Source organism: Candidatus Vicinibacter affinis, from assembly GCA_016714365.1.
Classification (GTDB): domain Bacteria; phylum Bacteroidota; class Bacteroidia; order Chitinophagales; family Saprospiraceae; genus Vicinibacter; species Vicinibacter affinis.
This window is the reverse complement of record JADJNH010000002.1, coordinates 1-14,181: the sequence shown is the minus strand read 5'-3', so window position 1 is coordinate 14,181 and position 14,181 is coordinate 1. Positions and strand designations below refer to the sequence as shown.

The following is a 14,181-nucleotide window of genomic DNA, read 5'->3' as shown; positions in this document are numbered from 1 at the left end:
ACCTACCCGTCACGATCCGAATCGGCAATTCGAATCATGTCAATCACATCCAGAGCACTCACTGGCAGCTCCAGCCACTCAGATGCTCCAAACACGTTCGCGGGGGCCAAGAGGCCAGTTCGAGAATAGTCAAACATACGACATGAGTCCACGGCCAGCAATTGACATTCGCATACGAGCAGCATGAGCTCGTTGCTTCAGCATTGTGAATTCGTCAGCCACCGAGAAGAATTTGGCCAGTGGCGTTTCTTCCCACTTGCGGGCCATGCGGCGTCGGCATCCAATGATTTGCTCAAAGAAATTCTGTGTCCCATCAAACGCTCAGCTTGTCCTCCTCACAAGACACACAACAAAGAAAATACTTACAATGCGGTCCCTCGGCGTGCTTCCTTGCAGAGCTCGCACCAGCACGTTGATTTGATTATCCTTGTAGAACATGTCACAGTCCAAGAATCGCAAACTTTGGTGTGCCACATCTCGCTGATATGCGGCCGGCTCCACAAACCCCAGCGAGGCGTCCAGCACCGAGTTCCCTGCCGGCACACAACGCAAGGCTATCGAGGTGTCAGCATGATCAATAATCGACTTTTCGAGTCGAATGTGCATGATGCGCCGAATGGTCTCAGCCTCCGCCAACGACACGGCCGTGGTAAAGCGGCCCGACTCCTCGTGGCGGTACTCTCCACTCAGCAGAAATTTGCGGAACTCCTTGTACTCGATTCGCTTGGTGTCGTTGGAGCGGAATTTGTCCATCATCTCCTTCAACTGGTCATTGTCGGGCTTGAAGTCCACGGCAGCACGAATGATCTGCACCATTTCATCTTCGCTAATGTCGCCGCTATTGTTCGCGTCGAACAACAAAAAGGCCTTGTTCAATGCCACCTCTTGCTTCTCCGTGAGTTGCCTCGCCTCCATCTCGCGGCCAATCAAGCCGGCCAAAGATGGAATCCACTCCAGAGACACCACGACATTCTTGATGCGGCGAGCACCTGACCAGCGGCGATCAAAGTAATTGTTAGACACATAGAGGTAGTCGGCAAAAGCCAACGGTTTGCGCTTGTACAAGTGAAACTCTTTGGCTGAGAGGCGCCTTCCAATGCACGCAGAGAGGCGAATGGCCAAGGTGTTGGCTCCTCGTTCTCGCGGCTGTATGCCAAATCCACATATTTTTCAATCTCAATCTCTTGCTCCTGCTGCTGCTCCTTCTCCTCCTCTTGCTCCTGCACCATTTCTGCATTGTACACCACCTCCTCCTCCGCAGTGGCCTCTTCTGTCAAACCCACCACGGCATTCAACACTTGCTTTACGATGAGCTCGCCAGTGCCGTCCACAAATTCACTGTTCTTCTGTGCGCGGCTCCGAATCGTCTCACTGAACAGTCGCGGCTTGGGGACTCCAGCCTCGAGAGACGAGTCGATCGGCTCCTTGAACAGGTCCAGACTGCGACGCAAGAAAGGCTCCTTGCTGGCGCCGTCTTCTAAAAACTTGTCAAACGTATGCACCAACGCCGCATACCCGTTCTTTCGCCAAGTATTGGCAACATTTTGCAAACACAACGTGTTGTATTGCACGCGTTCACTCTCCATGCTGTTGATGATTAGCCGCGCCGTAATCTCCTCCAGTCGCTTGGCGGCATCTTGGCAGCCAGCAATTCACGGTCGATGAGACGATCAACCTCGGGAATCACAAACAAGTGAATGGTCTGTCCGCGTCCAATGCCTCGCATACGGAACGCTCCCTGTGCATAGTCCCTGAAAGTCATATCCTTGCCCAGCGTCAACACAGCCTTGGCGTTCAGCACGTGTTGGATATCCATTCCTGTGGTGTGGACTTGGTCGTAAAAGGCAAAGCGCCGTTTCACACTGATACCGCACTGTGCCAATTTCACTACGCGTCCAGTGGCACGCACCAAAATCATTTTCCGATCGAATTCGTCCAGGAATACAACACCGTCAGCCCATGGTAAGCCATAGGCTAAGAGGAATCTAGCCACGTCCAGATTCGACATTCCGGTAATCAACGCTCCAGTGTCAATTAGCGCGTGAATGCGCGGATGGTGGGTAGCAATCTTGATCAACAGAGACATCACCGCTTGAGACACAATGAGGGGATCGGTCATGTAATGAATCATCAAGCCGTCTGACCCCTTTTCGTAGCCACAGCGACCCAGCTCCACTGGCAGAAGGTCCACTGAAGCCCATGCGTCGGCGGAACAGTATCTCGCCTCCAAGCTCTTGGCCGCAGACACTTAACTTGATATTCTGATGTCGCATGTACAAAGGGAAAATCATCTCCAACAGATACCAGTGGATAATATCGGGAAGTTTGCGGAGCAGATTGAATAGTTGGTTCATCTGTTCCTCATTCGACCGCTTGAGGAGCCTCAAAGACACCACCTCCACTCTTCCGTCTCTTTTCCGCCCTGCCTCTCCTTTCTTCGCCTTGTCATCAGAGTCCAGCTGGAGTCGCGGCGTCTTGGGTCCTTCGCCAGACACCACAGCATCCGCCAGATCGTTTGCATTCTTATCCTCGTCCTTCTCGTCGACCACGTACTTTGGCGCGCCTCGGATACGCCCTCCTGCCTCCTTCACCCAGCGGTTGTAGAGTCTCGACGACTTGCGCTCGTTGAACGGTCCCGTTTCCTTGGTCAACGTGGCTCGCAAACTCTCGATAATGTCCACGAAATCGGTCCAACGCAGTCCTTCGTATCGGTACCCAAGGATAGTGAGTCCAATGATAATATCCGGATGAGCAAACTCGGATGAACGCGAGGGCACGTCTTTGCCCACAAAAGGAATTCCCAACTTGGCACGAGTTCGCGGCATGTGAGGGTCGGCCGCCAGAGCACGCTCATAGTCCTCCTTCGACAACAACCCAAACGTCACGCGGTCAATCTTCTGCAGACAATGCGGCAAGAAACGATCGCAACCAGTCGCGGCACAAATTGAGCAGCTTAATATGCGTTCGGCTCACCCGCCACTCAACCTTCTCCGCCAGATTCTGATCGGATTGAGGACCCTCCAACACGTACTTGCGGATTTCGTCCTCGCCCACGCCAGTAAAGTGCTGCGACTCCAAAGCCCACTCCATCATGATAGCCTTGAGGTCGCTGTGATAAAAGTCGGGGTTCAGCAGCACAATGTGTGGATTGCGTTGCAGAGCTCGCAGCTCATAACCACGGTCAATGACTTTCCGCAGTTTCGTCAAAATTGACTCGGCACGAGAGCTCTCTTTGAAGCCCACCGACATGCGTCCCCGCTCAGCATAAAAGATGGCGTCCAGCAAATGGATCGGCAATTTCCACCTCAGCGGACTAAAGTCCAAATCGTGCTTGGCGCCGATCGGGAAGTTGAGCTCGCTCTTGAGCGGATGCAGAATCAAGTCCACCTCATCCATGATCAGACACCCATCACGCAGCAGCTGCAAAATACGACTCAATTGCTGCACATCCGAACGAATTGTGGCCGGTCGTTGACGACTTTCGTCTTCCAACACGTACAGTGCCTCCAGATAACGCAGGAGGATGGATTTGATGGCCGTAGGTGTGGTGATGACCACTCCTTTGGTCTTGATCGAATTTTGCAGCTTCTTGTACAGACCCTCGTTAACCTTGGTTGCACGGTCAAAACTCAAGGTAAAGATACGCTTGTGGACAATGGACGAAAACGTGGATCGCAAAACCGAGCGAGAAAACTCCGACCTGAGTCACCACATACTCGCCAGTTCCCAACATCAGTGTCAGAAGAGGACCCACCACTGTCGTCTTTCCTTGTCCCATGATCATTTGTTTCACCAACGATTTGCCGTGTTTGAAATTGCTCATAAACTCGTTCACCAACGCGACCTGCATCTTGCGCAACACGATAGACCACGTAAACTCGAACACGAGGAAGCGTGGATCGTACACCATCATTTCCTTTTTCATTTTCGCCTCAGGGGTCACAGCCCCGATTTCAGGCACATCGGGCTCTGGTACTACCTCCACTTTGGAGATGAAATGGCGCTCCGTGGTTAGATTGCGCGCCAGCGATTCGCCCTTCTGCATCAACCCTGCGCGCAATGCTGAGTCGCTCTCGGATACACTCACTTGGCGCTGCAGCTGCGGGTTTGCATCAGGCAACTTGTCACTCGGCTGGCTGAATGTCATGAAACAATTGCTGCAAGTCGCGCGCGTCATTCAAACATCGGTTGATATGCGCGATGCGATTCGCGTGTAGAATCATCGCTTCCACGATTCGCATCATGCGGTCAATGTCCTCCTCGGCTAAAAATGGATTCACATTCTTCAGGTCACGCACCACTTTCGACGATAGAAATGACGCCACCAAAAACTCCAGCCACAAGTTGGCCTCTTGTCCCGAATAGCGCCTCACCAGTCGACCCAGTTTGTCTTTCTCCTCATCAGCAGCCGCTGTCGGTGCCAGTGCTGGCAGCGGAACCTGATTGGCGATGCCGATTATCTGCGGAATGGCGGCTCCAACGTACTTGCTGTCTTCATTTCGCAGCTGCAACAAACAAACTGTCCACAATGGCCTTGAGGGTCTTCTCAGCCTCCGCCATCTTGGCACCCATCGGATCCGTCACCAACTCCTCGCAATCTGAGTCGAGCAAGAAGCACAATCGCGGCTCCGAAGCCGTGTTTTCTCGATCGGCAAACGTCTTCATGTCCAATTCGAGTCGAGAAATCATCGATTTCGCCACCTCTCTTTGCGCCTGAGGATGATGCGATACGTCAAATGTCAAATGTCCGGAAAGCAGCGCCATGTTCTTGCTCTTGCGATCTGTTTGCAGTATTAGAATCACAGAACCTCACACCACATATGCTTCAATCTCCTTACCCAGATTCACTACGATCGACTCCAGATTCAAAGACATCAAACGCTTTCAGGTTTGCCGCCGAAATGGCCAGAGCATCATTCTGTGTCACAATGCATCGCTGCGAAGAGCCAAAATCACTGAGCTCTGCCATTGGCTTCACTTTGAGGTGCTGCAACGGCTTCAGTGGTCGCGGATAATCTGGCAAAGGCGTGTATAGAGAGAGTTCACTATCATTCCGCACACTCAATCAAACCAATCCACCAAACCAAAAGGTAAAAACAATAACAAACACTCACTCTCAGACCGCAGAATTGGCAGCAAAGTCGAAAACAGTTCATCCAGTGGCGACGACGCCTCGTTCTCGTCTGTCCAGCCATTGATCGTCTGCAACTTCATCTTGCGTGTATCCTTGAACTTGGACACCATTTCACGCAAATGCGGATTGTGAAAGAGAATGCTCAGCACCGACGACACACCAGATCGGCCAACAAATGCAGCCACAGTTTGCGAGTCGTCCTGCATCGCAATCTTGCACTTGATCGTGCCCGTCAGGAGATTGTAGAGGAAGAGAAACCCACAGAAGGCGGTTTGTCCGTCCAAAGTCTCGGCGCCTTTCCAAAACATATCAACACAATTCAGAGCCAATTGTTGCGGCGCGGCGTAGTTCACCGTCAGCTGCTGCCAGTCCTTTGGCTGAGCCTGCAGACACGAATAATCGCAGGTTCGTAGCCAGTGACCTGCGTTGGTGCCGCGTGAAGGAGTGTCTTGAACGCAAGTTGGCTCATTGCCCAAATACGCGTTGACGTAGTTCTTGCGGTTTCTCACCAATACAATCTCGTACTCGGTGTAATCCTTGGGGTCGAATCGAGGATCCTTCATATCAGTAATGCACAGTTCCAACAATGGTGGCTCCTCATCCAAAGCTGGCGCTAACATGCGGCAGTTTGGTCACATAGCGCGAAAACTGCTTGGTGAGGTCCCAAGGACACTGCACCGAACTGTCTGCCACCACCGTGTTGATGATGCGACACGTGTGAGCGTCCGAATGACAATCCAGAACGTAGGAACTGGTCGACTCTTGGGCCAGCCAAAATCCCAGCTGTTGAATGTGAAAACGCTTTCCTAACCAGCAATCTTCACAAAACAGCTCCAGACTCACGAGTGATGCAAAAGCCACTCTCGATGAACCCCACGGCCCTGTCAAGCCGCCTTCTCTGCGCTGGAACAAGAAATGCATCACCCGAACAAACGTGCTGTTCGATCCAGAGCAGAAATCTGCGAATCTGGAGACACATGAGCATTTGAAGCCAGCGCCAATACTGCGGATGTGAGAGCAAACCTGTCCCAGAATGCCCTAAGAGTGATTTGGGACATGAGTTTCCTTGTGAGCTTGAAATTCTAAGAGTCCCCTCCATGGTCGCAAATCGGCACCAAATCGATCATCAGCAATCCGCACAGCCCCCCGCGTTAATCGGATGTCGTTCCTCTTGGCGGGTCCTCAGAATCGAATGTGGACCGTCTTGAATGACAGCGGCTTCTCGTTTGCTAATCTCTCTCTGTGTGAGAAATTGAACGCCTTGTCGACTACACTCCTCTTCTTCCGACTTACCAGCTTAGATTCTTTGCTGAAAGGCAACAGCAGAGCAGAAGGGCCATGCAACCATCGAAAGAATGGCCAATTGCTTGAAAGCCATTCTTCTCAGTCGCTCAATAAAGAACTCTCCACCGAGCCAAAACTCCACCGTCTTAAGACAGTTCCGCCAGGTCGAAGCGCCTCCACGGAGACATTATGGAGGGACAATCGAAGGCAGTCGCGGAACGAGTCTTTGATAAGAACCTGAAATCCCTCAGCGATCGGAACTGACAACACGACGCATTCCAACAACCATTCTTCTTCTGGAGAAATCGGCACAAGGTCTGAGGCGAGCGCTGGGGAGGCAGATAGAGCAGGAGCCATGGAGACATGCTGACCACTGAACGCCGTTGCCCATGGAGTTCGTTCCTCCTGATCTCTCCGACAATCGGATGAGCCGAAGACCGAAGAATCAACGGCCGCTTCGGTCCATTCAGCACCTCTCCTCCATGACGCACAGACAGAGGCTCATTCTTGACAGGTTTCTTTTCGCATGAGATTCCGAGCCTCCAAGACCGCCAGAAGGAATGCTCTCCTTGGAAAACCAGCTTCAGTTTGCAAGAGCTGGGGGAGGTTTCTCTCTCTCCCGCTTCAAACCAGAAACGAATACGATCGAAATCCACAAGTGACCTCCAGATAGCATGATGCCATCGTAAAGTACGCTCGTCCCAAACATCGGTGTTCGTCTTTGGTCGCAGACTCAGCAGCAAAGAGTCATCTGGCTTTCAGCAGCTCTTGCCAAAGCCGCCAAATCATCGGTTAATGACCAATGTGTGCGGATCCACAATGTCATCAAACACGAGGCTGAAACGCGGCCGACACCATTGTGTGGCGTGGCCTTCAATTTTGCTATCTCCTGCATCATCGTCACAGCGAGCGTCAAAGCAACACATCGCGCCCCAAATGCGCCACACTCGAAAATCATTAGGATAGTCTCGCGTCAATCGCTCAGCGTAGGCCACACCACCACTCACGGGGAACCGCAAAGGACAATTTCTGCTGTGGAGGGAGAGAGTTTGGCGCAAACTTTCTGTCCAGACCATTCGAACCAAGTGGATCCTCAGATGAGAGTACGCCATCAAACATGGCCAGCTCGACACGCCACGTTGCATTCCATTCAGCAACTCGGCTGAGGACACATTCGACAATTTCGGTCGCAATGGCTTTCCCCCCGAATGAGAGCCTCTCGACATATGGAGTTAGTCGTTCCAGTTCTTCAACCGACATGCGGTGTGTGTTCGTTTCCACACTTTGTCGTGGAGAAAGAGCAGCCTCTCCATGTCATAACTTGCAGCAGCCCTCCTGCACCTTTTCTCTCCTCTTTGATATTGGCTGCTGGTAAACACCCAAACCGACGGAACGCCTTGAACCACCGCTTGGCTGATGCAACATCACCAATTCGCATTAGACTTCATCGCTGACATCAAGAGGACGAGATCTCTGGGTTTTCCAAGAGTCCCCTCCTGATAGCACACAAACCAAGACTGATGACTGGCTGCCAACTCCCAATACTCTCCATTCTCTGCTTGAGAATTTGGACACTCCGATCCCACGACTGAACAGGTTTCCCAGCATGGCGTAAGCGTCAACAGACACGCCCATTTTGTGCTTCGGAGGAGCCTTCTCGCTTCGGCTGATGAACGAACATGCAGTCTGCCTCGTAATCCACCACGTGCACCTCTGTGCAGTGCATAAATCCGCGCAATGGCGTCATCGAAACGACAGTCCTCACGACCGGGAAGAGCACGAACTAGAGTGTTCATGCAGGGGTCATTTGCAGCAGCAGCAGCTGATGATGACACCAATTCCTCCTTTATCGCATGGAGATCTTTCGTGTCCTCTGTCGGTTCTGTTCGGCCAATTGCGGCATCGAGCAGCTGCAGCCACGGAAGGAGGACCATAGGAGAGGCTTCTCACGCTCTCCCGTTTGGCCGCCAACTATCTCCAATCGAATTGAATTGAAAAAGCTGAGTGTCCACCTTGATATGTCCACTGTCGTCTGACTGTCCAAGCAACACCACTGCGGTCTCTTTCAGCGTCCTCAAGAGCAGCCAAGACTTGGGGAGACCACCACCAAGTTTGCAAAGATGCCATTCCATTGTTAAGAACAAGCCATTCTCATGCATCAATCAGCAGCAGCAGTCCCTTCAGTTTGGCTGAGTCCTAATCGAGTCTCTGTTCGCCGACAAGACGAGGTCGACGCCAAGGAGTGGGGAGTAACACCCCGAGCAAGCTGAGCCCCCACTATCCTCTCTCTCACCATCAGCTCACAAAGAGAGGATGATTCGCAAACAGAGAGTCGTCCCCACAGGTCGAGCTGGGTCTTGACACAGACCGTTTGCTGATCCTTGTTGAGCTGTCTTGAGCACCAAAGAGACAGAAAAAAAGTAAAGTCAGAAACTCTAGGATTGCCAAATAGTCCCGGATTGCCAAATAAGCCCCACAAAAACTTCGTTGACTGTGTCTACTTGAGGCAACTAAAGCCATGTCCTCAGTGTCAGTGGCTTACGCGCTGTACTTGGGGAGCAAGGTGGCGGGGCAAAAGGTCATCGTGTCTCTGCCGAACGACTCCACTCTCGGCGCTTTGAGTGAGGCGGTGTGGAAGCAAAGAGAAGAGGAGATAAAGCCTTGCAAGGCGTGGCAGTTGGTGGTGTTGGAAGAGAAGCCCTCTCAACAGCTGCTTGACTCCATTGACCAATCTGGAACGATAGAGTTCATTGAGGTGAGGTTTGGTTAGTTGTCTCTTCTTCTTGTCCAAGCTTATGATCGAGCAGAGTTTGGACCCTTTTAAGCCTCTTGAACACAGAAAGACTTACTTTGTCCTTGCTCCTCCTCCTCCAGCTGGAGGTGAGCTATTGAACGAGGAGAGGAGAGAGGAGGGATGACTAAACAGAGAGGGGAACACGGCAGAACGAAAGGAGGCTGTCAGAATTCAAGGTAATGAGAGGAGGGAGAAAGAGGAGTTTGGGTGTGGAGGGACTGAAAGACGGCGATATCACAGAAGCAGCGCCGCCAAACAATGAGCCGGTAGCGACGGAATGGCGTGAGAGAGTGTGAAATGTGTTGATTGAGGGGTCTACTCTTTTGGGGACAGATGAGGAACAGTTCCAGCTCTGACTCTTCGGCTGAGGCGGAAAGGAAGAAACAAATCGAAAAACTCCAACAGGAATTTGATGCTTTCCGACGTCAAGCGGCTTTGATGCTTTCCGACGTCAATCGAAGAGACAAGCCGAATTGGAGGAGAAGATTCGACAAGCTGGAACAGCAAGGCGAGTTGGTTTGTGTTGGATTGTTTCTTTTGTGGTCTAATTGTTCTTTCCTTGCAGTCTCGCCACCAAACCAGCCAGCCAGTTCCCAGATTGAGCTCAAAGGACCACGATTCTTGGATGACTATCAGCTGGCCTCATCAGCCCTTTTGAGAGGCTCAGACAATTGGTCTGACTCGTGTTTGGCCTTGGCGAGAAAGTATCCGAAATGGAAGGAGGAATACACGGAACGAGCTGCAAACAGTGGCTTCCTCTGAACACGCCAAGGTGTTGAAGCGACTTCTGCAAGTGGTGAATGATGGAATTGGCAAGGATGAACGACTCTTGAGTGGAGCGTTGGCCTTTACCATGTATTTTTGCTGGCTTGGTAAGTTGGCTCTTGAATTGGCTCGTTTGGATGTTTGCTAACCTTGAGCAGCTGCCAACAAGAAGGAGATGGCCAAACAGGGATTCTTGGTGTTGCTGAAACGAGTGTTTGAGGTTCACATGCAATCAGCTGGTGTGATGGAGTATGCTTGTGGAGCTGCTAGGAGCTTGGCTGGAAATGGTGAGTATGGATGAGTGAGATGGAGTGTGTTTGGTGTGTGTTGTTAGTTGTGAGTGGAATGAGGTGGAGGAGAGAGATGGTGTGAGCTGATGATGGGTGGTGATTGATGACTAGCTGCCAACAAGGAGGAGATGGCCAAACAGGGATTCTTGGTGTTGCTGAAACGAGTGTTTGAGGTTCACATGCAATCAGCTGGTGTGATGGAGAATGCTTGTGGAGCTGCTGCGAACTTGGCTTTGAAATGGTGAGGATGGATGAGTGAGATGGAGTGTGGTGGGTGTGTGTTGTTAGTTGTGAGGAATGAGGTGGAGGGAGAGGGAGCTGATGATGGGTGGTGATGTGACTAGTGCCAACCAGGAAAGGAAGGCTAGGGTCGCGCTGAGGTGGGTGGTTGTGGGATGAGTAGGAGAGAGTTGTTGTGACTAGATGCCATCAAGGAGGAGATGGCCAAACAGGGATTCTTGGTGTTGCTGAAACGAGTGTTTGAGGTTCACATGCAATCAGCTGGTGTGATGGAGTATGCTTGTGGAGCTGCTAGGAACTTGGCTGCAAATGGTGAGGATGGATGAGTGAGATGGAGTGTGGTTGGTGTGTGTTGTTAGTTGTGAGTGGAATGAGGTGGAGGAGAGAGATGGTGTGAGCTGATGATGGGTGGTGATTGATGACTAGCTGCCAACCAGGAGGAGATGGCCAAACAGGGATTCTTGGTGTTGCTGAAACGAGTGTTTGAGGTTCACATGCAATCAGCTGGTGTGATGGAGTAGGCTTGTGGAGCTGCTTGGAACTTGTCTGTCAACAGTGGTAATTTCATTGTGGTGTTGGCCTTGGTTTGGTGAGTAGCTGATGCTTTCTTGGTGGATTGCAGACAACAAACGTCAGGCTCTGGCAATGGGTTTCAAACAGCTCATCGAATTGGCTTTGATTGCCCACCCAAATCATGGAGGCGTGCAGGAATGGGGAAATGAGGCTCTGTCCGAATTGGAATAGCAACGAATGAAATAAATTGAGGGACAATAATCCCTTTCGTTGGCCGCCCCAATCAAACATCGTGTTGGTGGAGTCTATTATTGTGAGGTCTCCAAATGGGTGGAGGCAGCTCCATTCCACAAGGAGAACTCCATCTCTGTATCGTCCAGTGCCAAATAGTGCAGTAATCCGCCCCAAAGAATGCTCCTCAAAGAGGCGGAGACAGTGGAGGATGGAGCGAGCTCATGCTCTGACCTGCTCCTCCTTGATTTCTTTCTCCATTCAGTTCTCATTCGTGGTGGTCAGTTCTCTGGATTGGGATAATGCCTCGATTGTGGCAGATCCAACTCGTTTGCTGAAGACAAGACCAATGGAGACTCGCTGAGGAATCGGCAGAGGCAGTTTCGGTGAATCAGTGGTCCACAAACCTCGTTCGTGTTTATGCCGAATAGGTTCAATTTCATTCCCAACGCCGAGATTCGGATTTCGTCTCTCCTGTTCGTCATTCTTTGTTTTCTCTCTTTCTCTGTCTGTGTGAACCAGTCTGGGAGGGATCGAATCAACCCCGTTGCTGGTGTAGGAACTGCTTGGTCCAGAAAGAGCTGTTTCGACCTCTCCTCCTCGTCATAAAAACACACACACCAAGTAGTCGCCTCTTCAGTCCTTCGCTTCGTGAGATCCAATTCCAGCCTCATCATTCTTGGTGGGTCAGAGCACAATCAATGAGTCTTTTCATCCACCGCATCGACACGACGAGTCGTTTCTGTTGGTTTGTTTGTTTGTTCTCCTAATCCACAGTCAGCAAGTTTTTCGCCAATTTTCGTCCAGAGGAAAGGGAGAAACCAAATCGAAGCTGAAAAAAAAAGTAAAGTCCAAATCTGCCAATCTCTTGATGAGCAAACAGAAAGTACAGAGACCATGGATCGAGACCCCAAGCAGATGACTGACTCTCTGTGTCCAGCCCCCCAATCTGCCATCCGCCTCTCGTGGTGGAGGTAGAGAGACTGGAGAGGTCAAACAGCCTCAGTCTCCACGAGTGCAGAGCAGGTCCTCGTTATGGTGGTCTGAACTCGACAAACACACTCACTCAAACACACACTCACACTGGAACGAATTGGTGGATTCGGTGGACCAGTCCAGAGTGCAGTGATAGAAACAGGTCGTGTGGACTGCTGTTGCTATCCAGACACTCGTTTGATGTCCAAACATTGGAAGACGGAAGCGAGTGAGTTGTTTGGAAAGGAGTTGGGATGCCAGACTCGGTCAAACTGACTGCTGCGAGTTATTGCCAGAACTTGCAACGACTTGTCACCAAATCCTCGGGGTCTTGATCAGCTTCTGTGGGGGCATCGTCTCTTGGCGCTGGCAAGCCGCTGTTCCGATTCATTGGAGGGAATTTTGCTTTTGCTGCCGTGGAAAACAAAGGGGAAACTGAGGATACGCAAGTGAGGCAGTGGTGAAATAAGGACAGGACGGCATGCTGTTTGCTGTCCTCAACACTTTGGAAAAGGAATGACCGTGGATTTGAGAGTTTGGACAGAAACCCAGTGTGGCTCAGTGCGGCAAACACACAAATGGCAGATCTATTCGGACAGCAGTGTTGGTGGGAGGCGAGGACGGAAGAGAGGGAGTGGAAGGGGCGAGTTTGGAGGAGTTTTTTCGGCTCTCCTTCGAATTTGGTTCATTCATGGCTCCAGAGGGTCGAGAGGATGGACGAGGCGAGACGACTGTTAGTGGAGCACCAAACTGCATTTGGACCCGCTGTCTCTTTCCCAGCCAACTCGGCCGACTGCTGAGAAATTTGGCCCTTTGCGCCGCTTTGCCGTCCAACGATGCTGTTGAGCCGAAAACAGTTGAATGGAATGAACTCGGGGTTTGTCAGCAACTCCCTCAGCCTCAACAAACAAGCGGTGCTGGAGGAGATGTTTGCTCTCAACAATCGGTCCGCTCCACAGTGGAGTGGCGACTTGCAACAAGAATGGAAATGTGACTCGGCTTGTTCTCTCCGACAACCAGCTGCCCAAGTCGATTGGCAGCCTGACTCGATTGCCTCAGCTGCTGCTGTCCAATAACAAACAAAACTCCAACGTATTCGAGAACGTGCATCTTCTATCGACGTTGCTGGCGGCGAACAATTCAATTTCAGAATTTCCTCCTTCCTTGCTCGGCTTGCCAACTGTTGATGCTTCTCTTAACCGATTTACAAGTTTGCCAGTGCTGAGTCCCTCAATTTGCAACTGTAACGTGCTGTTCTTGGCCAGCAGCCAAGTGTCCAGCTTTCCAGTATCGAACGAGAAGACTGTTTGCGAACGAGTTCTTTGGATATCAGATCTAATTCTTTGTATGACGCGGAGAATTTGAGCGACGTGCTCGAAACAATCATGGATCAGTTCAATCCCGCGTCGCTGGTTACCTTCAGCAATAATCTCGCTGGACGTGTTTCCGCTGCCTCCTTCACAAGTCCCGCTCTTGCAGCTCTGGACATGTCAGGTATCGTTCAAGACTGGTTGGTTTGTCGATTTGAACTTGAAGATCTAAGTTGGAGTCAGGAAACAATGTTTCTTCTGGCGATATTCGCAACATGGTGGCCAATTGTCAGGCGGACAGTATTGCATCAAGTTTCGCAGTTTCCTCGTCATCAGATCCTCAAGAATACTTTCCTCGACAATTGCCTGCTTTGCAGCGGTTGCAGCCATCGAGCATTCTCCTGCGTTCCCAAAAGAACTGTCGCGATTGCCTGTGTTTGGATTCCAAGAATGATGTGGTGAACAGCTCGTGCATCTCATTTGATCCAGCATTCGACTCGTTGGTGGACATATCAATCAAGGCAGGAGTCTGCTTGGCTCAAATCCGTTCAAGTGGAATTTGTCCAAGTTGGAGATCTATTCCTGCCACTTTGCTGCTGCATGTAATCCAGAATCATCTGCAATGGCTGCAACAGAGCACCAGGT

Annotated in this window: 16 protein-coding genes; 4 read left to right on the top strand and 12 right to left on the bottom strand. The window is 51.2% G+C overall.

Annotated elements, in window-relative coordinates:
• Positions 1–321: 321 nt before the first annotated feature.
• From IPJ53_00185 to IPJ53_00140, 10 genes are all read right to left on the bottom strand, one after another.
• On the bottom strand, positions 322–1,047 hold the full coding sequence (locus IPJ53_00185; protein ID MBK7797512.1) for an EF-hand domain-containing protein: 726 nt from the start codon (positions 1,045–1,047) through the stop codon (positions 322–324).
• Positions 1,048–1,597: 550 nt separating this feature from the next.
• Positions 1,598–2,008, bottom strand: coding sequence for a hypothetical protein (locus IPJ53_00180; GenBank protein MBK7797511.1), 411 nt, complete (start codon positions 2,006–2,008; stop codon positions 1,598–1,600).
• 22 nt (positions 2,009–2,030) lie between these two features.
• Positions 2,031–2,804, bottom strand: a complete 774-nt coding sequence (locus IPJ53_00175) for a DUF3645 domain-containing protein (protein ID MBK7797510.1) — start codon at positions 2,802–2,804, stop codon at positions 2,031–2,033.
• 85 nt (positions 2,805–2,889) lie between these two features.
• Entirely contained in the window at positions 2,890–3,678 is a 789-nt protein-coding gene (locus IPJ53_00170; protein MBK7797509.1) for a DUF3638 domain-containing protein, read from the bottom strand.
• The gene (locus IPJ53_00165) at positions 3,623–4,147 is read right to left on the bottom strand and encodes a DUF3638 domain-containing protein (protein MBK7797508.1); all 525 of its coding nucleotides are present in this window, start codon (positions 4,145–4,147) and stop codon (positions 3,623–3,625) included. The genes IPJ53_00170 and IPJ53_00165 overlap by 56 nt, the downstream gene beginning before the upstream one ends.
• Positions 4,125–4,514, bottom strand: coding sequence for a hypothetical protein (locus tag IPJ53_00160; GenBank protein MBK7797507.1), 390 nt, complete (start codon positions 4,512–4,514; stop codon positions 4,125–4,127). The genes IPJ53_00165 and IPJ53_00160 overlap by 23 nt, the downstream gene beginning before the upstream one ends.
• A complete protein-coding gene (locus IPJ53_00155; GenBank protein ID MBK7797506.1) occupies positions 4,495–4,764 on the bottom strand; it encodes a hypothetical protein in 270 nt (89 codons plus the stop codon). The genes IPJ53_00160 and IPJ53_00155 overlap by 20 nt, the downstream gene beginning before the upstream one ends.
• Before the next feature lie 297 nt (positions 4,765–5,061).
• Positions 5,062–5,754, bottom strand: a complete 693-nt coding sequence (locus tag IPJ53_00150) for a hypothetical protein (protein MBK7797505.1) — start codon at positions 5,752–5,754, stop codon at positions 5,062–5,064.
• Positions 5,755–7,855: 2,101 nt separating this feature from the next.
• Positions 7,856–8,053 (bottom strand): hypothetical protein, encoded by a 198-nt coding sequence (locus IPJ53_00145; protein MBK7797504.1) that lies wholly within the window; start codon positions 8,051–8,053, stop codon positions 7,856–7,858.
• A 311-nt stretch (positions 8,054–8,364) separates the two neighbouring features.
• On the bottom strand, positions 8,365–8,550 hold the full coding sequence (locus tag IPJ53_00140) for a hypothetical protein (GenBank protein MBK7797503.1): 186 nt from the start codon (positions 8,548–8,550) through the stop codon (positions 8,365–8,367).
• Positions 8,551–8,936: 386 nt separating this feature from the next.
• Here IPJ53_00140 and IPJ53_00135 point away from each other — a divergent pair, with 386 nt between their 5' ends.
• From IPJ53_00135 to IPJ53_00120, 4 genes are all read left to right on the top strand, one after another.
• Positions 8,937–9,188, top strand: coding sequence for a hypothetical protein (locus IPJ53_00135; protein ID MBK7797502.1), 252 nt, complete (start codon positions 8,937–8,939; stop codon positions 9,186–9,188).
• Positions 9,189–9,518: 330 nt separating this feature from the next.
• Positions 9,519–9,974, top strand: coding sequence for a hypothetical protein (locus tag IPJ53_00130; GenBank protein ID MBK7797501.1), 456 nt, complete (start codon positions 9,519–9,521; stop codon positions 9,972–9,974).
• A 10-nt stretch (positions 9,975–9,984) separates the two neighbouring features.
• On the top strand, positions 9,985–10,125 hold the full coding sequence (locus IPJ53_00125; protein MBK7797500.1) for a hypothetical protein: 141 nt from the start codon (positions 9,985–9,987) through the stop codon (positions 10,123–10,125).
• A gap of 982 nt (positions 10,126–11,107) precedes the next feature.
• On the top strand, positions 11,108–11,251 hold the full coding sequence (locus tag IPJ53_00120) for a hypothetical protein (GenBank protein ID MBK7797499.1): 144 nt from the start codon (positions 11,108–11,110) through the stop codon (positions 11,249–11,251).
• 77 nt (positions 11,252–11,328) lie between these two features.
• Here IPJ53_00120 and IPJ53_00115 read toward each other — a convergent pair whose 3' ends face one another.
• Both IPJ53_00115 and IPJ53_00110 read right to left on the bottom strand, forming a co-directional pair.
• Positions 11,329–11,523 carry a hypothetical protein gene (locus IPJ53_00115; GenBank protein MBK7797498.1) on the bottom strand — a complete coding sequence of 65 codons (195 nt, stop codon included), beginning with the start codon at positions 11,521–11,523 and terminating at the stop codon, positions 11,329–11,331.
• A 2,241-nt stretch (positions 11,524–13,764) separates the two neighbouring features.
• A complete protein-coding gene (locus tag IPJ53_00110) occupies positions 13,765–14,016 on the bottom strand; it encodes a hypothetical protein (protein MBK7797497.1) in 252 nt (83 codons plus the stop codon).
• Positions 14,017–14,181: the final 165 nt, after the last annotated feature.